Raw genomic sequence first — 23,384 nt, forward strand, 5'->3', positions numbered from 1 at the left:
ACAACAGGGCAGCTGTTGTCCTGGGACAACGCTACCCGTCTGAAGCGGAAACTTCAGGGGACGTCGTGCTAGCTCAACATCGGAATCGACGGTTGGCCCCGGGTTGTTAGCGTTTCAACCAGTTTTGGACCTCATCGTGACCTGAGCTGCCAACCTTCCGGTCGCACTCTGTGGGGTTCTTTCTCACCGTTGAGGAGCATTTGGTCACGGTCGGTGATGATGAGATTGTCGACGTTGATTCCACGCCCGGTGTACCGGGCGTCGGTGACGAACCGCCAGCGCAACGTGATCTCCGCTGCGTGGGGCACTTGCGCACGCACGGTCCACCAGTCCCGGTGACCTGTACCGGACAGTGAAACCACCTCTTCCTCGGGCGCTCCGCGGCCGGAAACGGTCAGCGGAACGGGCTCCCAGGTGAGACCGTCGGCGCTTGCCTCAAGCATTAACCTGTCAGTGACTTCAGAGTCCACAAAGGCATCAAAGACCACCCGAACGTGTCCGCTCGGGCGCAGAGAGACAGTAGTGAGAGTGGACTGAGACGCGTCGCCGATGCCCGTGTACCAGGAATCACGTCCACGTTCGGGTTCAACTGCCAGCGCCTTGGCGAGTCCCGTTGACAACGTCTCCCGGGCGAGGTTGATCGAACCCCAGTTCCGGCTCGGGTGCACCCGGTTGGTCAGCAGGATCGCGAACGACCGCGACGCCAGGTCGATGACCAGGTCAGTTCCGGTGAACCCGGTGTGCCCGGCCGTGCGCGGACCGGTCAAACCGCCCATGAACCAGATCTGGTCCAGCTCGAAGCCGTAGCCGTGCGCGTTGGCCGGGAACTCCTCGTTGTGGTTGTCCAGCATCGCCGCCACCGTCGCCGGACGCAGGATCCGCGCCCCCCGGTAGCTGCCGCCGTTGAGGATCGTCTGCGCCAGGACCGCCAGGTCGTCGGCCGTGGAGAAGATCCCCGCGTGCCCCGCGACACCGTCCAGCGACCAGGCGTTCTCGTCGTGCACCGACCCCCGGACCATCCCGCGCGGCGGCGTCGCCTGGAACTCGGTCGCCACCATCCGGTCCAGCTTCGAGGCCGGCGGGTTGAAACCGGTGTCGGTCATCCGCAGCGGCCGGGTGATCCGCCGCGCCACCACCTCGTCCAGCCGGTCACCGGTCAACCGCTCGACCAGCACCCCCAGCGTGATCAGATTGAGGTCCGAGTACTCGTAGTTCGTGCCGGGCGTCGTGCGCGGCGCGATGTCCATCACCGCCTGGATCCGCGACGGCACGTCCGGGTACCGCGACCACAGCGGCACCCACGACACCAGCCCGGACGTGTGCGTCAGCAGCTGCGCGACGGTGATCGACTCCTTGCCGTTCACCCCGAACTCCGGCAGGTAGTCGGCCACCGGCGCGTCCACGTCCACGTCACCCGACTCGACCAGCTGCATCACCACGATCGAGGTGAACAGCTTGGTCACCGACGCCATGTCGAAGATCGTGTCCCCGCGCATCGGCACCCGCTGCTCCTGCGGCAGTTCGGTGCCCGCCGCGTCCGCGTAACGCACCGCGTACCCGGTCGCCGAACGGCTGACCACCGCGCCGTCGTGCGCCAGCAGCGTGACCGCCCCGGAGTACAGCGGGTGCGCGGTCCCCGGCGTCGGGTGGGACGTCGTCCACCCGCCGACCGTCGCCACCGCCTCCTCGATCGGCGCCGGATCCAGCCCGACCCGGGCCGGCGCGGCGTCGCGCAGCACCGTGCCAGGCGGCGCGAAACCGTGCCGGGGATTGTCGAACCGGCCGTGCGCCGGCCCGCCGCCGCCCGCCTCGGCGCTCACCGAGGCCCCCGCGGCGGACGTGGTCGTGACGGTGGCGAGCACGGCGACCAACGCGCCGAGGACCCGCCCGGATAGGACACTTCGCCTGGACATGGCCACCTCGGGGTCGTCACCGGTAGATCAGGTACCGCTCCCGCCGGGAGTTGAAGGCGGCGAGTTCGGAACGCCACGCGCCGATGACCTCGTCCACGCCGGCACCGGCGTCGATCATCAGGCGCAGGCGGTCGGAGCCGGAGAGCTTGTCGATGAAGTTGTCCGGCCGCCAGGCGAACACGTCCGGATGGGTCTGCTTCGCGGTGACCAGCATGGTGATCGCGGTGCGGATCGGCTGGAACCGGTAGGGGTCGGTGATGTGTACCTGGACCCCGCCGCAGACCTCGCCCACCCACTTGTTGAAAGTAGGCACGAAGTACTGCTCACGCACCCGCACCCCCGGCAGGCCGGCCTCGTTGATCGCCTCGGCCCAGCGCCAGTCGATGTCCGGCGCGCCGATGATCTCGAACGGCCGGGTCGTACCGCGGCCCTCGGAGAACACGGTGCCCTCGAACAGGCAGGTCCCGGGGTAGGCGTAGGCGGTGTCCGGGGTCGGCACGTTCGGACTGGGCAGCACCCACTGCTGGCCGTTGTCCACGAACAGCTGGTCGCGGCGCCAGTGGCGGACCTTGACGACCTCCAGGCTGGCCAGCCGCCCACCGGCGTCGCCCGGCAGGAACTCCGCGTCGAAGTACCTGGCCAGCTCGCCGACGGTCATGCCGTGCTGCTGGACGATCGGCTTGCGCCCCACGCCCGAGGCGTAGGCGGGGTCGAGCATCGGCCCGTCGGCGCGCCCGCCGACCGGGTTGGGCCGGTCGAGCACGACGAAGTCGATGCCGGTGCGCACGGCCGCCTGCATCGCGTAGTACATGCTCCAGATGTAGGTGTAGAAACGCGCGCCGATGTCGGCGATCTCGAACACCAGCGTGTCGATGCCGGCCTTGGTGAACTGGCCGGCGATCTTGTCGACGGACGCGCCGTAGGTGTCGTAGACCGGGACCTGGGTTCGCGGATCGAGGTAGTCGCCCTCGGACCCGCCGGCCTGCGCGGTGCCCCGGAACCCGTGCTCCGGGCCGAAGACCGCGGTCGGCGGCACCCCGGCGGCGACCATCGAGTCCACAACGTGGGTCTGGTCGGCGAGCACCCCGGTCGGGTTGGTCAGCACGCCGACCTTGCGGCTCCGGAACGCCCGCCAGCCGTCGGCGGCGAGCTGGTCGGAGGCGGTGACGACCCGCCGGCCCCCGCCCCGGGAGTCGGCGCCGGCCGACGCGGTGCCGGCCGAGGCGAGGGTGACCGCCGGCGCGGCGAGCGCGGACGCGGCCAGGAAACGTCGACGGTCCATGCTCACCACGTCAATCCGGTGTCGTACGGGTACAGGATGGTGTCCGGGTCGCCGCCGACGGGGACGTCGACGGGCAGCTTGCCGGTGGGGGAGCGTTCGCCGAGCAGCACCTTGGTCAGCGACTCCAGCGCGCCGGCCCGCCAGCCGTAGTTGGCGACCCAGGTCGGCGCGTCGACGTAGCCCGCGTCGTAGGGGATCTGCGAGGCGACCGCGACGACCGGCTTGCCGGTGGCCAGCAGGGCGCTGAGCAGCGCCCGTTGCTGGGCGCGGTCCTTGAGGTTGTTGGTCAGCACGACGACCAGGTCCGACGTGCCGGCCGCGGCGACCGCGCCGTCGATCGTGGCCTGGTTCGGGCTGGTCCCGGTCGGCAGGGCGGTGGCGGTGAGGCCGCGCTCGCCGAGGGACCCCGCGAGCCACTCGGGACTGCGGTGGGTCAGCCCAGACGTGCTGTCGCCGACGCCGGTGACCAGCACGTTCCCCGGGTTCCCGGTGATCGGCAGCAGGCCGGCGTCGTTGCGCAGCACGGTCGGCGTGCCGTCGGTGATCTCCTGGATCGTGGCCAGGCTCTCCGGCGTACCGACCACCGTGTCGATCTTCTTCTCGTCGACGAACGGGCTGGTCAGGATGCCGCGCTTGAGCTTGAGCAGCAGGATCCGCAGCACGCTCTCGTCGATGCGGCGCTCGGTGAGTCGCCCGCTGTCGACCGCGGCGCGCACGGCGTCCAGGGCCAGCGGCAGGTCCGGCGGCATGAGCAGCTGGTCGACGCCGGCCTCCAGCGCCATCACCGGGATCTCCTCGGCGGGGAAGACGTTGGCGCCGCCCATGCCGAGCGCGTCGGTGACGATGACGCCCCGGTAGCCGAGCTCCTCGCGCAGCAGCCCGGTCAGGATCGGCTTGGAGAGCGTGGCCGGCCGCTCGGACGGGTCGAGGCTGGGGACCTGGATGTGCGCGGTCATGATCGAGTCGATGCCGGCGTCGATCGCGGCCCGGAACGGCGGCAGGTCCATCTGCCGCCACTCGGCCTCGGTCCGGTCGATCTCGGGGAGCTGGGTGTGGCTGTCGGTCTCGGCGTCGCCGTGGCCGGGGAAGTGCTTGGCCGAGGCCGACACGGTGTCCCTGGCGCGCCCGCCCTCCTGGTAGCCCTCGATCTCGGCGACGACCATCTGGCTGGCCAGCTCGGGGCGGGAGGAGAAGGAACGGGCGCCGATGACCGGGTTGAGCGGGTTGGAGTTGACGTCGGCGACCGGGGCGAAGTTCTGGTTGATGCCCATCGCCCGCAGCTCGCGGCCGTTGATCGTGGCGACGGTCCGGGCGTCCTGGGTGCTGCGCGCGGCGCCGACGCCCATGCTGGCCGGGAACTCGGTGGCCGGGGACTCCAGCCGGGTGACGTTGCCGCCCTCCTGGTCGATGGAGATGATCAGCGGCAGGTGGGTGTTGTGCCGGATGGCGGCCCGCTGCAACCCGTTGGAGAAGGCGGCCATCTGCCGGGGGTTGTCGACGTTGTCGGTCCCGCTGTTGTTGAAGTAGATGACGCCGCCGACGCCGAACTTCTCGATGACCTGGGCCGGCGTGTCGACGCCGTACTCGGCCTGGTTGGTGGGGTGCGCCTCGTCGGCGGACTTCCCCCACACCGAGACGACGAACAGTTGGGCGATCTTCTGTTCGAGCGACATGCCGCGCAGGCGGCCGGTGGCCTGGGCGAGCGCGTCGCCCTGCGCGGTGGTCGCCTCCGGCGCCACGGCGGAGGCGGAACCGACCCCGCTAACCATGGCCGTGCTCGCGATCGCGGTCACTGCCAAGGAGAGACTCAGGCGTGCTGACGTACGAGAAATGACCACCAAGGCCTCCCTGGCCGGCCAACGGAACCACTACGTAACCTCTTAACCGAGAACATGCAGCAACCGGTAAGTTACCCACGTTCACCGGTCGCGAGCAAGCGGGCGTTCGGCCCAAAACGTAACCCGCCCGCGCGTGGTCCCGGGCCCGCCCGGGCGGCCCGGTGGCCGCCGGCCCGCCGCCCGGCCAATTCGCGCCCGAATTCGAAAACTCCCCAGAAATAGGGCTGGGCGACCCCGACCCGTGGAAATCCACGGACAGAGATCGCCCAATCGCCCGGCACGGAACATTCGACTACCAAGCGTGCAACAGTTGTCGTACCTACCTGGCCTCGGCGCCCGGCGTCCCGGTACGCAGTCCCTTGACGACATGCCTCCCGCGGCGTGCTCCGCGTGGGTGCTCGGTGTTCCGTGCACGGAGCCCTATCCGGGGTGGCCGGGAGCTTCTCTTCCGCTCCGGCCCTGGCCGGCCGGGGGTCCGCAGGTCCTTTTTACCCAGTGCTGGAGGTCACTTCAAGACCCCCATTCTGGTGCACCGTTACAGACGTTCGGAGGTGTCGACGGATTCGCGTCCGTGGCGTATTCTGCTGGTTGCTTTCCGGTGATTTTCGTGAGATTCGTTCATCGCTTCCGTCGCCGGTGGATGCCATACAATGTCGCGCCGGCGGTGGCGATCGCGCCGAGCCCGATCGCGGTGACCGCGACGGCCGCGCCCGAGGGCGTCGGGAAGCGGGAACGCAGCGACACCGGCCTGGTGAACTCCAGGATCGGCCAGCCCCGTTCGAGCGCGAGCGCCCGCAGGTTGCGGTCCGGGTTGACCACCGTCGGGTGCCCGACGGCCTCCAGCATCGGCAGGTCGGTGATGGAGTCGGAGTAGGCGTGACTCTCGTCGAGGTCGTAGCCGTGCTCGGCGGCGAGGTCCTTGATGGCGGTGGCCTTGTTCTCGCCGTAGCAGTAGTACTCGATCTCGCCGGTGTAGCGGCCGTTCGTGGCGACCATGCGGGTGCCGATGCTGTGCGTGGCGCCGATCATCTCGGAGATCGGCGTGACGATCTCGTCACCGGAGGCGGACACGACGACCACGTCCCGGCCGTCGTCGCGGTGCTCGGTGATCAGCTCGGTGGCCTCCGCGTAGACCAGCGGGTCGACGATGTCGTGCAGGGTCTCGTCGACGATGGCCCGGACCTGTTGCACGTCCCATCCGGTGCACAGGGAGGTCAGGTGGGCGCGGATGCGTTCGACCTGGTCGGCGTCGGCGCCGGAGACCGCGAACACGAACTGGGCGTAGGCACCCTTGAGCACGGCTCGCCGGTTGATGAGCCCGTTGCGGAAGAAGGGTCGGCTGAACGCGAGCGTGCTCGACTTGGCGATGATGGTCTTGTCCAGGTCGAAGAACGCCGCTGCCCGCAGCGGTTCGCGACGGGGTTGCGCTGGGCTTTCTCCGCTACTTGTCACCGTGTCAGCATAGGAGCGGGCGATCATTCGCGCTGGTGAGACAGGCCGTTCAGACGTCGGATGTCTGTGACTCGTTGGCTGGCGTTGAGCAAGTTGCAACCACAGCTCCGATGGGACGGGATACAGTGGTGGCGTCCAGCTTGTGCTGGGCGGGTTCAGCCCGACCCCCCGGGGCTGAACCGTTGACGACCCCCGTCCCTCCCCCCTGGCGGGGGTCGTCTCTCATCCGCTGTCTGTCCGTTTGGGACGAACTCGCCAGCGTACCCGCACCCCCCGACCTTCCTGGGTCTTCCGGCGTCCGAACAGCCCAGTTGTCCACAGTCGAGCGGGTTGTCCACATGTTGATCACCAGCCGTTGAGCCGGCGTGATCGGGCACCGATCGTGTTGTCGAGGCCAGGAACCGAACCTGGCCCAGGACACGATCGGGGACCGAGGTGGACCAGACGAGCCCGTTGGCCTTCGTCGAGAACGAGGACCTGCTCGACGACGTGCTGAAGCTGGCGGCCGCCACCGGCTGTGAGGTGCGACGCGCGACCAACGCCGAAACCGCTGGGCGGATGTGGCACACCGCGCCCCTGGTGATCCTCGACGAGGCCGCCGCCCGCCAGTGCATGGATTTCCCCAGAAGGGCGTCGGTCTACCTGATAGCCCCCGACCCGGCGCCCCCCTCCCTGTGGGAACAGGCCGTTCACGTGGGCGCAGAACGCGTCCTGGAACTCCCCGGCGCCGAACCCTGGCTGGCGGAAGCCCTGGCCGACGCCACCGAGGCCCCGGCCCCCGACGCGGGCAGGGCGCTGTCGGTCCTGGGCGCCCGAGGCGGCGCCGGCGCGTCGGTCTTCGCCGCCGCCCTGGGCCTGACAGCGCTCCGCACCGGCCACAACACCCTCCTCATCGACTGCGACCCCCTGGGCGGTGGCCTGGACCTCGTCCTGGGCGCCGAGTCGGACGAGGGTCTCCGCTGGCCCGACCTGCACCTGCGCGCGGGTCGGGTGGCGGCCTCCTCCCTCCACGAGGCGCTCCCCACCAGAACACGAGGCCAGGCCCGCCTGACCGTGCTGTCGGGGGCCAGAAAAGGCGCGTCCCCAGCCCCCGAAGCCGTGGCCGCGGTCCTGGAGGCCGGCCGCCGAGCCGGCGAGATCGTCATCTGCGACGTCTCCCGCCAGCTGGACCCCGCCGCCCAAACCGCCCTGACCAGATCCGACCTGACCGTCATGATCGTCCCCGGCGAGGTCCGAGCCTGCGTGTCGGCGCGGTTGCTCACCTATCGCCTGTCAGCCCTGGGCATCACCCCCAGCCTCATCGTCCGAGGCCCCTCACCGGGCGGCCTCACCCCCAGCGAGGTGGCCACGGCGGTGAACCTCCCCCTGCTCACCACGATGCGCCCGGAACCCGCCCTCCCCCAGTCCCTGGACCGAGGCACCTTCACCCCCCGCCCGCGAGGCCCCCTGACCCGAGCGGCCAGAGCCACCCTCACCGAACTCTCCGCCCAACCACCCCGCTCCCCCCGACCCGTGCGAGCCCACCCATGACAACTCCCACCCCCAACAACCAGCCCCTCACCCCCCACGAACGGCACCCCGCCCCTCTCCACCCCGACCAGCGCCCACAACCCACCACCCCAACCCCCACCGACCCGGAAAACGCGCGGCGGCATCTCACCGCCCCAACCTCGGCCGACCTGGGGGACCTGCGGCGGCATCTCACCGCTTCAGCCTCGGCTGACGTGGGGGAGCTGCGGCGGCATCTCACCGCCTCAACCTCGGCTGACCCGGGGGACCTGCGGCGGCACCCCACCGCCCCAACCTCGGCTGACCCGGAGAACGCGCGGCGGCACCTCACCACCTCAACCTCCACTGACCCGAGCAACCTGCGGGCACACCCCACCGCCTCAACCCCCACGGACCGGGGGAACCTGCCGCGCCCCACCCACGTGCCGCCCGCAGCCGCTCCCAGCCCCACCCACCAACCGAACGGATTGCCGCCCGCCGCCCGCCCGACCCCCGGCGTATCACCGCGCGCCGAGAGCCCCACCCACCAGCCGAATCACGCCTGCCCCAGTCCCACCGAACCTCCGCGCGCCTCCCGTCCGGGCGCCACTTGTCAGCTGAGTGTTGTCAACCGTGCGGAGTCCGGGAGCGTTGTCTACCCGGGCGCCACCGACCAGTCGGACGACGTGGTCCCCGCTTCTGCGGAGTCCGCAGGTGCCTCCTGCCATCTGAATGCCGCCGATCCCACCGAACCCCCGAGCGCCGTCCATCAACCGAACGCCGCCGGCCCCGCTCCCGCGGAGTCCCCGACTGCCTCCCGTCCGGGCCTCACCCACGAACCGAACTCCGCCTGCTCCACCGAGTCTCATCGCAGCCCCGCCACCGCGACCAGCCCTGAGCCAGCGACCACCGACCGTCTCCAACTCCCCAACCTCGCCACCGTGATCAACCTCGCCGACCGTCGCCGAACCAGCCGCCTGGTGGGCCGCCACGCCCAACGCTTCCCCCACCGCCCAACCGATTGCCGCCGTGGCCATCCCACCACCTGGCACTGCCTCACCAGCCCCACCGGCCCCTGCCTGACCTGCGGAGGTTCAGCGGCATGACCAGCACCCCCGAACCTCTGATCGACCGCGTCCGCAGCCGCCTGGCCAGCGCCGCGACCGAGATCACCCCCGCCGCCTTGGCGGACGCCGTCCGGGCGGAGTCCGGTGGCGTGGTGGGTGACGCCGACATGCTCACCGCGCTTCGCCTGATGCGGCAGGAGTTCGTCGGCGCGGGCCCGCTGGATCCGTTGCTGCGCACGAGCGGCGTCACCGACGTCCTGGTCACCGCCCCCGACCAGGTCTGGCTCGACGGCCAGGGCGGCCTGCGTCGCACCGACGTCACGTTCCCCGACGAGCAGGCGGTCCGCCGGCTGGCGCAGCGCCTGGCGCTGGCCTGCGGCCGCCGGCTCGACGACGCCCAGCCGTTCGTCGACGCCTGGCTACCGGGCCATGTCCGTCTGCACGCGGTCCTCCCACCGATCGCCGCCGACGGCACGTGTCTGTCGCTGCGGGTGCTGCGCCGCGCGGGCCATTCCCTGGAGTCGCTGCGCCGGCTGGGCACGTTCGACGCCGTCGGCCACAGCCTGCTTCTCGCGATCGTCGACGCGCGCCTCGCGTTCGTCGTCACCGGCGGCACCGGCGCCGGCAAGACGACGTTGTTGTCGGCGCTGCTCACCAGCGTGCATCCGCTGGAGCGGATCGTCTCGGTCGAGGACGCCGGCGAGCTGGCTCCTGACCATCCCCAGTTCGTCCGCCTCATCGCCCGCCCGCCGAACGTCGAGGGCGCCGGCGAGGTCACCCTGTCCGACCTGGTGAGACAGGGTCTGCGGATGCGCCCGGACCGCCTGGTCGTCGGCGAGACCCGCGGCGCCGAGGCGCCACGTCTGACGGGTCACCAACGGTACCGAACGTGCCGTTCCGGCTGCTGACCGTGGCGTGACCAAACTGTGACCAAGTGGCTGTCTGATTTGTCTGTTGCGCCCATATTCGGGTTTGTAACGTCGACGGGCTCTAGAAAGGAGCCCCAATGAAAGTCTCGAAAGAGGAAGCCCAACGCCTGCTAGGCGAGTGGGAAGTTGCCAAAACTGTGAGTTTTGAAGCTGAAAACGAGGTGCTTGGAATCGAATTCGATGATCTCTCCGAGAGGGTGAACCCCGACCTTAGTCAAAAGATCGAACTCCTACAAGAAGAATTGGACCAACAAAAAGCTAGGTTTCGGGATGTCGGACTAGCAGAAGCGCGTCTAGTCATGCGAGCGGCTCAAAGGGAGCAAGACCGAACGTTTTTAGCCCTGTTTGATGCCGGGGTACTCGAGGATACCATTGAGGGCGAATTTGTCCTGACCGCAGAGGCCGAGAAGGCAGGACTATAGCTCACTTGTCGGTCACGTTACTGTCATGCTTGACTGAGCTGGTCCTAATTCACTAACGAATACCAGCAAGCGCGAGACCGGATACGCCTTCACTGAAACGGCCGGCTAGTGGCGTAAGACCTAAGAGGCTTTCGAGCCAGGGGCAGCCGAGCGCGTGCAGCCATCCTTAGCTGTACAGGGGTGAGCTGCACTCCAGCTCGGTTATTCGTTATTCCGAGCGCGGAGTAACGATGCCTGACGAAATCGAGTTCGAGTCCGCCGAGATGTCGGCCGCCGAGTACGCGGAGTTGCTGCGCGTGCTGTTCGGTGGTGAGCCCCGGTGACCCCCGAGCAGGCCCGGTCGATGGTCTTCGACCGCCACCGGCTCAAGGCGTTGCGTCACGCGGCCGGGCTGTCTGCCGCCGTGTTCGCGCGGACCTGTGGCGTCGCCAAGGTCCAGGCTTACAGCTGGGAAAACGGCCGAACCAAGCCCACCATTGATCGGTTGCCCGTGATCGTTGCCGCGCTCGGGCTGGGCCGCATCGACGAGCTTTTCGGACCAATCGACCAAGCCGAGGCTCATGCGCAAACCCGGTGCACGGCGATGACTGTGGTAAGTCGGCTCTCCGAGCAGTGCCGCCAAGACGCCCTGATCGGCTCCCTCTTCTGTTCGCTGCACCAGGGGTGCGGCAATGGCGCCGAATAAGGCAGTGGCCCACTCCACGGGCGGAGAGTGGGCCACCTGGCGAACCCGGAAAGAAGACGGGGAACAAGGCCGTCTAAAAAAGAATAACACGGAGCCGAGTCTCCTTGTCGACACGTGGGGAGACTCGAATGCCTAAGGTTCAGTCTGACCTGTTCGAGCAGATCTCTGCGTACGTCAACGCCAAGGGTTCCGGGAATCAGCGCAACGGGCAGTGCCCGGCGCACGACGACAACACCCCCAGCCTTTCGCTGACCCTAAAGGGCGACGGGAGTGTTCTGTTCAAGTGCCAGTCGGGATGTACCCAAGAAGAGGTGCTGTCGGCCCTGAGAGAGGCTGGGTTGGAGGTCCCGCGCCCCGGGGGCCGGCGAGAGTCCGAGAGGTCAACGACGGCCGCGCGAGACACCGAGCTGGGCAGGATCACCGAGGTCTACGCCTACACCAACGAACACGGCGAGGTCTTGTTCACCAAGGCCCGGTACGAGCCCAAGACCTTCCGGTGTGGAGTAGGTGACACCCCCAAGAAGTTCAAAGTCGCAAGCATCCCGAAACACGTGACCCCGGTCCCGTACCGACTGCCGCAACTGCTGGCGGCGATCAAGGACGGTCGACGAGTCTGGGTGGTCGGCGGCGAGAAGGACGTTCACGCTCTGGAGGCCGTGGGCGAGGCCGCCACCTGCAACCACGACGGAGAGCAGAACTGGAACCTGCACGACTTCACCCGGTGGTTCGAGGGCGCGACCGATGTCCGAGTTGTCAAGGACAACGACAAGGGCGGGGAACAGTACGCCTACGACGTCCAGGCGAGCTTGACCGAGGTCGTGGGCCATGCCGGCGGCGCGGTCACGGTGTGGCGCGCGAACCTGCCGCAGAAGGGCGCCGACGTCGCGGACCACTTGCAGACCGGGTACACCCTGGACCAGCTGGTCTCGGTGCCCACGGTGGCCGATCTCGCGTTTGACGACGAGGTACGGCGGGAGGTCCACAAAGACCGGGTCCGCCGCGAGGCTAAGCGTCGAACAGCCCTCGCGGCGCTATCCCCGTCGGCCCGGCCGGTCTCGTTGGACGATCTCGAACAACTCCCTACCGCTGACTACCTGATCAAGGTCATGGTCCCGAAGAACACCATCGGCGAGGTGTTCGGGGCGTCGGGGTCGTACAAGTCGTTCGTGATGCTGGACGCGGCCTTGCACGTGGCGACTGGCCGACCCCGTTGGCATGGTCACCGCGTCCGCCAGGGGCGGGTGTTGTACGTGGCCTCGGAAGGTGGACTCGGCATCCACAAGCGGATCCGAGCGTGGTCCCAACACCACGACCTGACCATCCCGAACAAAAACCTGATGGTCTTGCCGTATCCGTTCCAGATCGTCGCGGTCGACGCCCTGTTGGACAGACTCACCGAAGCCGAGTTCGAACCGGACTGGGTCATCTTTGATACCCGGGCCACATCAACAGTCGGCATGGATGAGAACAGCCCGACCGAGATGGGTTTGGTCACCGACGCCATGCGTCGGCTCGCGGTAGAACTGGGCGCGGCCGTGACCACGGTGCACCACACCGGGTGGTCCGAATCCGATCGCTCGCGCGGTGCCTCCTCGGTGCCCGCCGCGATGGACACAGTGTGGCGGATCGAGGGCGAGAAGAACGGCCGCAAACACGCCAGAATCCGGTGCACCAAAGTCAAGGAGGACCAGGCACCGCCGGAGTTCAAGGTTGAGCTTCGGTCGGTCACGCTGCCCGAGACCGACGAGGACGGCGACTCGGTCACGTCGTTGGTGGTCGTGGATGGCGAGGTACTGACCCGGGACGAAAAGTCCGGAGTCTCGGCCCTGGAGGAATTGGGACCAGACGCGGTCGCGTTGGTAGCTCGACTAGACGCTGCCGGGATTGACCCTCGGGCAGGTCTACCCACCATCCACGCGTGGATGAAGGGCAACGGCGTGAAAATGAGCAAAACCTTTCTGGGGCAGGTCGTGGCAGTTAGAAAGGCCCGTTCATGACCGCGACACGCCCGGATGTTTGGTGTGCACGACACGCCGTCGAACTGCCCCGGGCAGTGGGGTCTCCGAGGGCAGTGACTGCCCCAAGGGGGCAACTGCCCCCGTCAGACTGCCCCCACGCAGGTCAGAGGGTATGTGAACTGCCCGGGGCAGTTGCCCTCAACTGCCCGCGAGGCACCCAGGGGGCAGTCGTCGGGGGTACGGAGTCCCCCGACTGCCCCCAGCCTGGATCCGGGGCACCCGTGCTCGGTTCCGTGAGAACAAGGAGAAGAGATGAAAAGGGAACTAGATCCAGTTTTACGTGAAGTCCTGTTTAGCCTCAAGCCCGGCGCGGCCACGTACTGGTCAGGCGAGGCCGGGTGGGTCAGGTACATGTACCCGGCGGACTACTGGGAATGGGAGCTGTGGGGAGTCGCGGGGTCGAGTGACATGTTTGAACTAGTGCTAGCTGCGTTGGACAAGGGACCGGGGGACCGAGCCGATGACTAACACCCAGGTGAAATGTTTGACCGACGATTGTGGGCGACCGGGTGCGATCAAGGGTCGGTGCAAAAGCCACCACTGGTCCTGGTACCGCAAGCAGGAGACCGACGACCCTGACCGCCAGTGCCAGGTCCAGGAGTGCCGGCGAGTCCGGGTCGCCAAGGGCAGGTGCCACACCCACTACACGAACTGGAAGCACCAGCGTCAGCGGCAGGCTGGCAAGGCTGCCCTGATCCTGGAAGGGCGAACCCACTAACACGTCTGGCTGGCGGCTCGGAAATTAGGAGGACACCGGAACAGGAGAGAGTTCTATGCCCAGGTCTACCCGCAGACTCGCCGCCGCCGGGATGTTGAGTGACGAAAGCAGGCAGTGGTACGAGCTGACCACCTGCCCGAAGGTTCGGCCCAGCCAGGGTCACCCGTTCCGGTGCGAACTGGACCGAGGTCACCTTGGGTCGTGCCAGTTCGACAGCTTCGACGACTAGGACGGACACGAGATGAGCAGGGCCTGGCGGGGCGGTAGCACCAGCGCGTGGCGCAAGGTTCGCGCGCTGGTGCTGACCCACAACCTGAGACCGAAGAGTCAGGGCGGGAACGACGGGCTGTGCAACCTGGCGATAGCCGGGGTGTGTACCGGCAAGGCGACCCAGGTTCACCACGTGTTGGGCAAGGCCGTGAGCGGGGACGACCCCGACTACCTGATGGCGGTCTGCGCTGAGTGCAACAGGGCTCTCGGTGACCCGAATAAACGTGACCCGCCGCCGCAGCCGCGAACCAAATGGTAGTGGTCTTTTTCCTGCTGAGTAATTATTCGGACACCCACCGTTCCCTGTTCTTTCTCTCTCCAAAATGAGCCAGGGATTCCGGCCGCTAATTATCAGGTGGTTAACTCCGTGGACGAGGAGTCGTGACGGGAGGTGCGCTTTGTACGGGACCTGGTCTTATTCGGAGCTTCAAGCCGAGTGCAAGAAGCGCGGCCTGTCCGCTCTCGGCAAGAAGGCTGAACTCGTCGACAGGTTGTCCGCTGGTCAGGCGGCCGACTCGGCCGCGCTGTCCATGCTCGGTGCGGTCTCGCTGGCGCTCGCTGGCCTCACGGATAACTCGCGCGACGCCGGGGCGGTCAAGCTGGCCCAGCGGTACGCGGCGGTTATCGACGAGGCTGAGGTAGCACAGGACGCGCTGAACGAGTTGGGGCCAAAGCTGCTGGCGGTGCTGGAGTCGCTGGGTGCTACCCCCAAGGGCCGCGCCGCGTTGACGATCAAGGGGGGAGGTGCGGCTCGTGGTGGTGCTGTCAAATCCGAAATGGACGAACTCCGAGAGCGGAGACGTCGTGCTCGGGAGCACGGAGCCCAGGCTGTGGACACCACCTCTTCGCCCTCTCACGCCTGAAACCAGCTACGGGTTCGAGGTGTGCGAGTTCGCGCGCCAGATCGGCGAGCCGTTCGACCCGTTCCAAGAGTGGTTGGCCATCCACGTTGGCGAGTTGCTGCCGGACGGTCGGCCGCGATTTCGGGTCGTCTTGGTGCTCGTGGCCAGGCAGAACGGAAAGACTCACTTCCTCAAGGTCCTGATCCTGTGGTGGCTGTTCGTCGACCTGCCGGGGACCCGCATGGACAAGCCGACTGTCCTCGGTACCTCCTCGAAACTGGAGTACGCCAAGGAGACCTGGCACGCCGCAGTCGACACCGCGAAACGGGTGCCGATGCTGGCCGAGGAGATCGCGCCGCGCGGTATCCAGCTGCGCAACGGTGAGGAGAGCTTCACCACCGTGCACAACACCCGGTACAAGATCGCGGCCAGCAACGACGACGCCGGCCGGAGCCTCACCGTGGACCGGCTGGGCCTGGACGAGTTGCGCAAGCATCAGGACTGGACCGCGTGGAACGCGGCCGAGCCGACCACCAACTCGGTCGACAACGCCCAGATCGTCTGTCTGTCGAACCAGGGGGACCGCAAGGCGGTGGTCCTGCGGTCCCTTCGCAAGTCAGCGCTAGAGTTCATCGACTCGGGAGAAGGTGACCCGAGGCTTGGTCTGTTTGAGTGGTCGTCGCCGGACGGGGCAGACCCTGAGGACCCGGTAGCGCTGGCCGCCGCGAACCCGAACTTCAACCGGCGGTGGCAAGGGGACTCGCTGTTGGGCGCGGCCAAGCGCGCCAAGGCTGCAGGTGGGGACCAGCTGACCGGGTTCAAGATCGAATACATGTGCATGGAGGTCCCGGTCCTCAACCCGGCCGTTGACCCCGTGGGCTGGAAGGCCGGTCTTGACCCGGGCGACATGGCGAACCTGCGCGACCAGTTGGCCGCGTGTGTGGACGTGTCGCTTGACGGGCAGCACGCCTGCCTCGTGGTGGCTGCGGTGCTGCCCGAGCAGGACGACGAGGCCGAGGTGCCCAGCGAAGCCAGCGAGTCCAACGACGACCCAGCCGGGGGGCAGGACGAGGGCACCGAGCAGGCCCCAGCTGTCCGGGTTCGGGTCGAGGCAGTGAAGGCGTGGAGCGGACCGAACTGCACCAGGGAGATGAGGCGCGACCTGCCGGGGCTGCTGCGCAGGATCCGGCCGCGTGTGTTCGGTTGGTTCCCTTCGGGTCCCGCCGCAGCGGTGGCGGCCGACTTGGCGGACCCCAAACACAAGCGGGTTAACCGTCAGTCCTCGTGGCCACCGGCCGGGGTGAGGGTCGAGGCGATCCGCCAGGAAGTGCCTGCGGTCTGCATGGGGTTCGCCGACCTGGTCAAGTCCGGGGGTGTCGTGCATTCGGGAGACCCCATGATCGATAAACACGTTCTGGGGGCCGAGAAGCTCCTTCGCGGGTCCACTTTCGTGTTCACGCACAAGGGGCCTGGGCACATCAACGGTGCCTACGCTGCGGCCGGGGCTGTGCACTTGGCGCGCACTCTGCCGCCGATGCCGCCTCGTCCGAAGGTGATTAGTTCCAAGCGAAACCGAGATAGGCGAACAGACTAGTAATACCCGCCCAACGGAAGGAACCGCGTCCCATGTTCACCGACGTTCTGAATCTAACTCGCCTGCACCTCCTGGTCGACCACACTGATTTCGGCAGTGAAGGCAGGTGGCTCACCCTGCACCCGTCCGTCTGCTGCATCCGTACGGCGCCTGACGGCTCGGACCCGCTACTTCACATCGCGGCGACCTCCGACGACGCGTACACGGAGGCCCTGCTCGCCTTCGCTGGAAGCCCACGTCCCTTCGTCCTTGAGTGGGGCGGCCACGTTCGTATCGGCCACATTCAGGCCACCCGAATTAGCGGCACGCTGCAAGTCCGGATGGTCGGACACGTACTGCTGTGCGGGTCGCCCCAGGTGACCCGGGAGGGCGAGCGAGTTTAATAATTGTCCCAAACCCACTGTCTAATATGTACTTTCGGTTATGGGATGGTGGCGGACTCTTACCAACTGGCGCGCTGCGCCCGGTGTTGACGAATCCGTAGCCATGCCCCGGGAAACCGGCAGTCAGGGCACCCCGAAATGGCAGCGCCCGGTCACGTCGTCGTTGATGTTCACGGCGAACCTGCCTTCGGAGATGACCGGCATACTCGGCGAGGTCGCGGCCGTGCCGCGCGTCGGTCGGGCGCAGGCGATGTCGGTCCCGGCCGTCAAGCGCGGTCGGGACCTGATCTGCGGCACTCTCGGCACGCTGCGGTTGAAGCGGCTCGACAGCCGGCGACGAAGGGTGCCGAGCGAACTTCTGGAGCAGCCCGAGGCCGACGTCGCCCGCTCGGTGACCATGACCCGGGTCGTCGAGGACATGCTGTTCGAGAGCCGCGCCTGGCTTCGGATCACCGAGTTCGACGCCAACGGGTACCCGTCCAAGGTTGTGAGGCTCGACCCTCGCACCGTTACGGTTCGCGAGAACGCCCGGGTGTACGTCTCCAGCGACGGCGTCACCCAGGGCCAGGCGACCGAGTTCGTGCCGGACGCTCAGTTGATCCGAATCGACTCCCCGAACGACGCGCTGCTAGTGGCCGGTGCACGGGTGATTCGAGCTGCCCTCGCCCTGGAACAAGCCGCCGCGCGACACATCAACACCGGGATGCCGCTGGGCTACCTGACCAGCGCTGACGGCACTGACCCAGGCGACGATGCCGAAGTTGAAGAGATTCTCGACAACTTCGAGGATTCCATCTCGCGGCGCGCGTGGCCCTACCTCGGGGCACTCAAGGCCAACCAGCTCACGTGGAACCCGGAGCAGCTCCAACTGGCCGCTGCCCGGGACTACGCGGTACTGGAGATCTCCCGGTTGATCGGCATCGACCCCGAGGAACTTGGGGTGTCCACCACCAGCCGTACCTACGCGAACGCCGAACAGCGTCGGTTGGATCTGATCGACTTCACCCTTGCTGCGTACGTGTCCGCGATCGAGGACCGGCTGTCGATGCCGGACGTCACGCCGCCGGGTTACACCGTGCGCGCCGAGTATGGCGGATTCCTCCGCAGCGACACCGAAACCCGGATGCGCACCTACGAGACCGGCCGCCGCGTAGGCGTCTACGACGACGAGCGGATTGCCGAACTGGAAGACCTGCCCGTTGAGCGCGTCCGCGCGGCGGCCAAGCCCAGCGCACCGACCCCGCCAGCGCCGGCCAGCACGCCGACGCCGCCCCAGGAGGAGACCGTGCAGCAGTCCACCCGACCCGTGTTGGCGTTCACCGCGCCCGTCGACGACGGCCCAATCAAATTCGACGTTACCGGGGAGGCCATTGACTTCCGGGTGAACGCCGAACGGCGCACCATCTCGGGCCTGGCGGTTCCGTGGGACACCGTGGCTCGTAGTGCCGGCGCCCGCTGGTCGTTCCCGCCCGGGAGCCTGCACTGGACCGACGAGGCCAGGGTGAAGCTCGACCGGGACCACGTGCCCGGTACCGAGGTCGGCAAGGCCGTACGCATCCAGGCGACCCGCGCCGGTCTCGACGTCACGCTGAAGGTGGCGCGCGGCCCGGCCGGTGACGAGCTGCTGGCGCTCGCCGAGGACGGCGTCTACGACGGCCTGTCGATCCAAGCCGACTTCACCAGCTCCGGCGACGGGTGGGACTCCCACCCCGACGACCGATCGCTGCGCCTGGTCCGCTCCGCCACCTTGCGGAAGATCGCGCTCACCGCGACTCCCGCGTTCGACGACGCCCGGGTTACCTCGGTCGCCGCATCCCGACAGTCCCCCCAGGAAGGACCGATCGTCATGACCACTCCGGCCGCTGTGCAGCCGAACACCGCGCCTGGCACCCCGGCCGGGCGGACCCCCACCGCGCCCCAGGGCTTCGACATGGCCACGTTCACCGCCGGCCTGACCGAGGCCGTGAAGGCGTCGGTGACGGCCGCGATGCAGAACGTCCAGCTGCCGCAGGTCGACACAACCACGGTGCCGCCACGCCAGACCGTGCCGGCCGGTCGGGTCGAGGTGACCCGCGAGGCCCCCGTGTACACGATGAACGGCAACGGCCCGTCGTTCGTCCGCGACGCCTGGAAGGCCCGCACCGAGAGCGACCACGACGCGCGCCAGCGGCTGGCCAAGTACACCCGGCAGACCGAGGAGTTCGCCAAGCAGGCCAACGACGCGCTCATGTTCGGCGCCGACACCGGCAACGCCTCCGCCGTGATCCCGCCCGGCTACCGGCCCGAGCTGTACGTGACCCAGCTGATGCGGGGTCGTCCGCTGGTCGAGGCTGTGTCCCGTGGCCAGCTCACCGACGCCACCCCGTTCACTATCCCCAAGTTCGTCTCGTCGAGCGGTATGACCTCCGATCACGTCGAGGGCACCAACCCGACCGATGGCACGATGGACATCAGCACCGTGACCGTGACGCCCGGTGGTATCTCCGGCCTGTTCGAGCTGACCCGCGAGATCGTCGACAGCGCCAACCCGGCCATCGACGCCATCGCGATGCAGGCTATGCAGGAGTCCTACTCCCAGCAGACCGAGGCCAAGGTGTACGCCGAGCTGAACGGCTCGAACGGCCAGGGCGGCACGATCACTAGCGGGTTCGTGCCCTCCGGTGCCCAGGCACGGCTGGTTAGCGGCGGCGACGGCAACGGCGGCAGTGGGACGGCGGACGGGGCGGACCTCATCGCTGGTATCCGCAGCCAGCTCGCGTTGTACCCGTTCCGGCGGTTCGGGGCGCCGAACCGCGCGATGCTGTCGCAGCAGGGTACGACCGGGCTCGCGACGGCGGTCGGCTCGGACGGTCGTCCGCTGCTGCCGAGCATCGGTGCGCAGAACACAGCCGGTGTCGGGAACGCGGTCACGCAGGGCTGGTTCGTCGACGGCCTGCCGCACCAGCCGGCCTGGTCGATGACCGGCAACGCTGCCGGCGACGCCGACGTGTTGATCTTCAACAGCAGCGACGTCTGGGCCTGGGAATCCTCGCTGCTCACCTTCCGGTTCGAGGAGCGCGGCGGCCCGGCCCGGATCGACCTGGCGCTGTTCGGGTACTTCGCCACCCGGCTCCTGCGCCCGGTCGGTCTGTCCGCCATCCGCTACGACACCACGGCGGTCGGGTGACCATGACGCGCGTTGACCCGACGACGATCACTGGAGCCTGACGTGGACACCGTCCCGGACTACGAGGAGTGGGATTACCCGGCGCTGCAAGCGGAGTGCAAGCGGCGTGACTTGTTGGCCACCGGCAAGAAGGAGGACGTAATCCTCCGGCTGATGGAGGACGACGAGTCGAGGCAGTCCGACGAGGAGCCGGCCGGGACGGTGGTCACGGTTCAGGACGTCCCCGCAGCGCTGCAAGCCGAGGGCGAGCAGCGCAACCCGTCGACCACCGAGCCGGCCCCGGTCAAGCGGATCCGGGTCAACCCGCCCCGGGACGTTGACCGGCCGCGCGCTGGTGGGCATGTGCTCACCGAACGCGGTTGGGTCCCCGATCAGCCACAGGAGAGCTGAACGATGGCAGCAATCACCATTCAGAACGTCACCAACGCCGGCAACGCCGACGTCGCGTTTGCCGCCGCGAACAGCGGCGGCGACACCATCGCCGGGGGCACGAGGTCGGTCGGCGGCTGGGAGCTGGAAACGGTCGCCCTGATCGCAATCAACGGGCACTCCGGTTCGCAGACCGTGACCGTGGGTGGCGTGGCCGTGCCGATTGCGGCCGGCGACACCGCAGTCATTCCGGTCCCGAACGAGGGGCTGAACGATGCCTCGGTGGCGGTCACCTACTCCGGTGTCACCGCGCTCACCGTCGCCGCAATCCGGCTTGGCGCGTAGGAGCTGGTAACAGTGGCATGGGCTCCGGACTACTGCACGGCTGACGACCTGGCCGAGTACCTCCGCATCGACGATGACCTTGACGATGCGGAACTGGAGCGTGCCGTTACTGCCTCCTCGCGTGCGATCGACCGGCACACCAACCGTCAGTTCGGGTTGGTAGCCACGCCGGAAGCGCGCTACTACACCGCGCGTTGGTCGAGGAGCCGCCGAACCTGGCTGGTCCCGATCGACGACCTGATGACCGAGACTGGGTTCGAGGTCGCCACCGAGCAGCACGCCGCAGGTGAGTTCGTCGCGGTCGTGGGGCCGGTGTTGCGTCCTCGGAACGCCGGCCCCGAGGGGCGGCCGTGGACCGAGCTGGCAATCCCCGACGCGTTCGCGGTTGGTGCCCGGTTCGGCCAGCCGGACGGCGTGCGGGTCACCGCTCGGTTCGGCTGGACCACCGTGCCGGTGGCGGTCGAACAAGCTTCCCTGCTGCAAGCGTCCCGACTGGTCGCCAGGCGGTCCGCCCCGTTCGGTGTCGCCGGTTCCCCCGAAGTCGGGTCGGAGATGCGGTTGCTGGCCAAGGTGGACCCCGACGTCGCGGTCACCCTCGACGGCTACCGCAGAAGGGTGTGGGCGAGGTGAACGTTCAGGAGGTGATGGAGGAGGTGGCCGGCAAGCTCGACTCGATTGTCGGCCTACGCGCATACGCTTTCCCGCCGGACAAGATCACGCCGCCGGCCGCGTTCGTAAGCTTGCCCGAGGCGATCACCTACGACGGGGGGTACGGCCGAGGGTCGGACACGATTGACTTGGGAGTGCTCGTCCTGGTGTCCCGGTCGGTCGATCGGGTCGCGGCCGAGAAGATCGCCGCGTACGCCGATGGGTCAGGCGCCTCCTCGGTCAAAGCCGCGTTGGACTCCAGCGGGGCGAATCCCTACACCACGTGCGACACCGTTCGTGTTGCGTCCGCCGAGTTCGGCGCCTGGCAGGTGGCCAGCGTGACCTACCAAGGCGTCGAGTTCACCATCAACATCACCGGTTCAGGGAGCTGACATGGGCACCGTGCACGCGAAGGACACATACGTCAGCCTCGGCGGCGACGACATCAGCGCGTACACCAACTCGACCACGTACAACCGCGAGGCCGACACCCACGAGGACACCTCCTACGGCTCCGACGACAAGACGTACGTCGGCGGCCTGCGGGACGGCACTGTCACCATCGGCGGCCGGTACGACAACACCGCGCTGACCGGACCTCGGGCGGTCATCATGCCGCTGCTGGGTACCACCGTGGAGTGCGTCATTCGCCCGGAGGGCACCGGGGCCAGCCGGCCCGAGGACACCATGGATGTTGTAGTCAACGCCTACAACGAGACGTTCCCGGTCGCGGACATCGTTACCTGGACCGCCGAACTCCAGATCACCGGCGGCATCACCTACGGCACCCAGTCCTCGTAAGGAGCGTCCACAGTGGCCAGACTCGACAAATCGGCGTTGCTCAAGCGGCAACGCGCGGACAAGACCGCTGAGGTGGATCTCGGCGAGGGCACGGTCACCGTGCGCGGGCTTACCCGGGGCGAGGTGACCCAGGCCAGGGCAGCCGCGAGGGGCGGAGGCCGGGAAGTCCAGATTCACGCGGTGGAGAACCACTTCATCGCCGCCGGCATGGTCGACCCGGTGATGACCGCCGCCGAAGTGGCCGAGTGGCTGGAGAACGCCCCGGCCGGCGATGGCGTCGCGGTCATGGAGGCGATCCAGGAACTGTCCGGGATGGCGGAGGGTGCCCAGAAAAGCGGCGTACCTCGAACTTGACGACCCGGACGCGATGTTCGCGTTCTTCCTTGCTGAGAAGCTCGGGCGCACGGTAGCCGAGCTGGACGAGATGAGCTGGGAAGAGTTCATGCGGTGGGGCGTCTACTTCGGGCGCAAGGCTCAGGAACAGCAACTGGCAAACCAGCAAACGCAGGGGAGGAAACGATGATCGAGCCAATCCGGGTCCGGGGCCTGGCCGAGTTCAATCGTAACCTCCGCAAGATCAACAGTGATCTGCCGAAGGCACTTCGGCTGGCGCACAACGAGGGCGCCGAGTTCATCGCGGGCGAGGCTCGCCCCCAGGTGCCCTCCCGGAGTGGCCGCGCCAAGGCCACCGTGAAAGCCCGGTCGACGCGCACCGCGTCCCGGGTGCAAGGTGGCTCCAAGCGCGTCCCGTACTACCCGTGGTTGGACTTCGGCGGGCGGGTAGGTCCCGGCAAGGCGGTGAGCCGGCCGTACATCAAGCAGGGCCGGTACATCTACCCGGCCCTTGGCGCCAACTACAAGCGGCTCGCCGAGATTCTGACCGACGCGCTCATCGACGTTGCTCGCCAAGCCGGAGTCGAGGTGTCGGAATGAACACCCCGGACTCGCTGGAGGTCACCGTCGCCCGGATTGAGACCAAACTCGACGCCTGGAATCACCAGCAGACTGCCGACGCTGCCCGCGCGGCCACCCAGCACACCGACCACGAGACCCGAATCCGAGCGTTGGAGCGCGCCAAGTGGACCGCTGCTGGGTTCGCGGCGGCCGGGGGCGGGGCAGTCGGCACCATCCTCACGAAGCTGATCGGGGGCTGA

The 23,384-nt window shown here is 67.9% G+C and carries 20 protein-coding genes and 1 pseudogene; 17 read left to right on the forward strand and 4 right to left on the reverse strand.

The window, feature by feature from the left end; translation table 11 throughout:
- Nucleotides 1–131 precede the first annotated feature (131 nt).
- From BLA60_RS25760 to BLA60_RS25775, 4 genes are all read right to left on the reverse strand, one after another.
- Entirely contained in the window at nt 132–1,913 is a 1,782-nt protein-coding gene (locus BLA60_RS25760; RefSeq protein ID WP_075135691.1) for a serine hydrolase domain-containing protein, read from the reverse strand.
- Nucleotides 1,914–1,929: 16 nt separating this feature from the next.
- Nucleotides 1,930–3,201, reverse strand: a complete 1,272-nt coding sequence (locus BLA60_RS25765; RefSeq protein WP_075135692.1) for an exo-beta-N-acetylmuramidase NamZ family protein — start codon at nt 3,199–3,201, stop codon at nt 1,930–1,932.
- Entirely contained in the window at nt 3,198–4,964 is a 1,767-nt protein-coding gene (locus BLA60_RS25770) for a glycoside hydrolase family 3 protein (protein WP_075135693.1), read from the reverse strand. The genes BLA60_RS25765 and BLA60_RS25770 overlap by 4 nt, the downstream gene beginning before the upstream one ends.
- Nucleotides 4,965–5,651: 687 nt before the next feature.
- The gene (locus BLA60_RS25775; protein ID WP_075135582.1) at nt 5,652–6,512 is read right to left on the reverse strand and encodes an HAD family hydrolase; all 861 of its coding nucleotides are present in this window, start codon (nt 6,510–6,512) and stop codon (nt 5,652–5,654) included.
- A 408-nt stretch (nt 6,513–6,920) separates the two neighbouring features.
- Between BLA60_RS25775 and ssd the strand changes: the two genes are divergently transcribed.
- From ssd to BLA60_RS25860, 17 genes and pseudogenes are all read left to right on the forward strand, one after another.
- Entirely contained in the window at nt 6,921–8,015 is a 1,095-nt protein-coding gene (ssd, locus tag BLA60_RS25780; protein WP_075135583.1) for a septum site-determining protein Ssd, read from the forward strand.
- Nucleotides 8,016–9,075: 1,060 nt separating this feature from the next.
- Nucleotides 9,076–9,915 (forward strand): annotated as a pseudogene (locus BLA60_RS25785) (ATPase, T2SS/T4P/T4SS family); the annotation flags it as partial.
- Nucleotides 9,916–10,046: 131 nt separating this feature from the next.
- Complete coding sequence (locus BLA60_RS43575) at nt 10,047–10,391, forward strand: hypothetical protein (protein WP_154814576.1); 345 nt, start codon at nt 10,047–10,049, stop codon at nt 10,389–10,391.
- 319 nt (nt 10,392–10,710) lie between these two features.
- A complete protein-coding gene (locus BLA60_RS25790; protein ID WP_075135584.1) occupies nt 10,711–11,076 on the forward strand; it encodes a helix-turn-helix domain-containing protein in 366 nt (121 codons plus the stop codon).
- Between the two features lie 128 nt (nt 11,077–11,204).
- The gene (locus BLA60_RS25795; RefSeq protein WP_075135585.1) at nt 11,205–13,073 is read left to right on the forward strand and encodes an AAA family ATPase; all 1,869 of its coding nucleotides are present in this window, start codon (nt 11,205–11,207) and stop codon (nt 13,071–13,073) included.
- A gap of 1,407 nt (nt 13,074–14,480) precedes the next feature.
- A complete protein-coding gene (locus BLA60_RS25805) occupies nt 14,481–14,945 on the forward strand; it encodes an SAP domain-containing protein (protein WP_075135587.1) in 465 nt (154 codons plus the stop codon).
- A gap of 19 nt (nt 14,946–14,964) precedes the next feature.
- Complete coding sequence (locus tag BLA60_RS25810) at nt 14,965–16,518, forward strand: terminase (protein ID WP_245812151.1); 1,554 nt, start codon at nt 14,965–14,967, stop codon at nt 16,516–16,518.
- 576 nt (nt 16,519–17,094) lie between these two features.
- Nucleotides 17,095–20,067 carry a phage portal protein gene (locus tag BLA60_RS25820; RefSeq protein WP_162293009.1) on the forward strand — a complete coding sequence of 991 codons (2,973 nt, stop codon included), beginning with the start codon at nt 17,095–17,097 and terminating at the stop codon, nt 20,065–20,067.
- A gap of 42 nt (nt 20,068–20,109) precedes the next feature.
- Nucleotides 20,110–20,457 carry an SAP domain-containing protein gene (locus BLA60_RS25825; RefSeq protein ID WP_075135591.1) on the forward strand — a complete coding sequence of 116 codons (348 nt, stop codon included), beginning with the start codon at nt 20,110–20,112 and terminating at the stop codon, nt 20,455–20,457.
- Between the two features lie 3 nt (nt 20,458–20,460).
- On the forward strand, nt 20,461–20,781 hold the full coding sequence (locus tag BLA60_RS25830) for a hypothetical protein (RefSeq protein ID WP_075135592.1): 321 nt from the start codon (nt 20,461–20,463) through the stop codon (nt 20,779–20,781).
- A gap of 240 nt (nt 20,782–21,021) precedes the next feature.
- Nucleotides 21,022–21,411 (forward strand): hypothetical protein, encoded by a 390-nt coding sequence (locus BLA60_RS44900; protein ID WP_211288847.1) that lies wholly within the window; start codon nt 21,022–21,024, stop codon nt 21,409–21,411.
- Complete coding sequence (locus BLA60_RS25840; RefSeq protein WP_075135694.1) at nt 21,408–21,821, forward strand: hypothetical protein; 414 nt, start codon at nt 21,408–21,410, stop codon at nt 21,819–21,821. The genes BLA60_RS44900 and BLA60_RS25840 overlap by 4 nt, the downstream gene beginning before the upstream one ends.
- A gap of 1 nt (nt 21,822) precedes the next feature.
- Nucleotides 21,823–22,230, forward strand: coding sequence for a hypothetical protein (locus BLA60_RS25845; protein ID WP_075135594.1), 408 nt, complete (start codon nt 21,823–21,825; stop codon nt 22,228–22,230).
- 12 nt (nt 22,231–22,242) lie between these two features.
- Nucleotides 22,243–22,584, forward strand: a complete 342-nt coding sequence (locus tag BLA60_RS25850) for a hypothetical protein (RefSeq protein ID WP_075135595.1) — start codon at nt 22,243–22,245, stop codon at nt 22,582–22,584.
- 13 nt (nt 22,585–22,597) lie between these two features.
- On the forward strand, nt 22,598–22,753 hold the full coding sequence (locus BLA60_RS43580) for a hypothetical protein (protein ID WP_154814578.1): 156 nt from the start codon (nt 22,598–22,600) through the stop codon (nt 22,751–22,753).
- Nucleotides 22,750–23,163, forward strand: coding sequence for a hypothetical protein (locus BLA60_RS25855; protein ID WP_075135596.1), 414 nt, complete (start codon nt 22,750–22,752; stop codon nt 23,161–23,163). The genes BLA60_RS43580 and BLA60_RS25855 overlap by 4 nt, the downstream gene beginning before the upstream one ends.
- A complete protein-coding gene (locus BLA60_RS25860; RefSeq protein WP_075135597.1) occupies nt 23,160–23,384 on the forward strand; it encodes a hypothetical protein in 225 nt (74 codons plus the stop codon). The genes BLA60_RS25855 and BLA60_RS25860 overlap by 4 nt, the downstream gene beginning before the upstream one ends.

The organism is Actinophytocola xinjiangensis (assembly GCF_001921215.1).
GTDB classification, from domain to species: domain Bacteria; phylum Actinomycetota; class Actinomycetes; order Mycobacteriales; family Pseudonocardiaceae; genus Actinophytocola; species Actinophytocola xinjiangensis.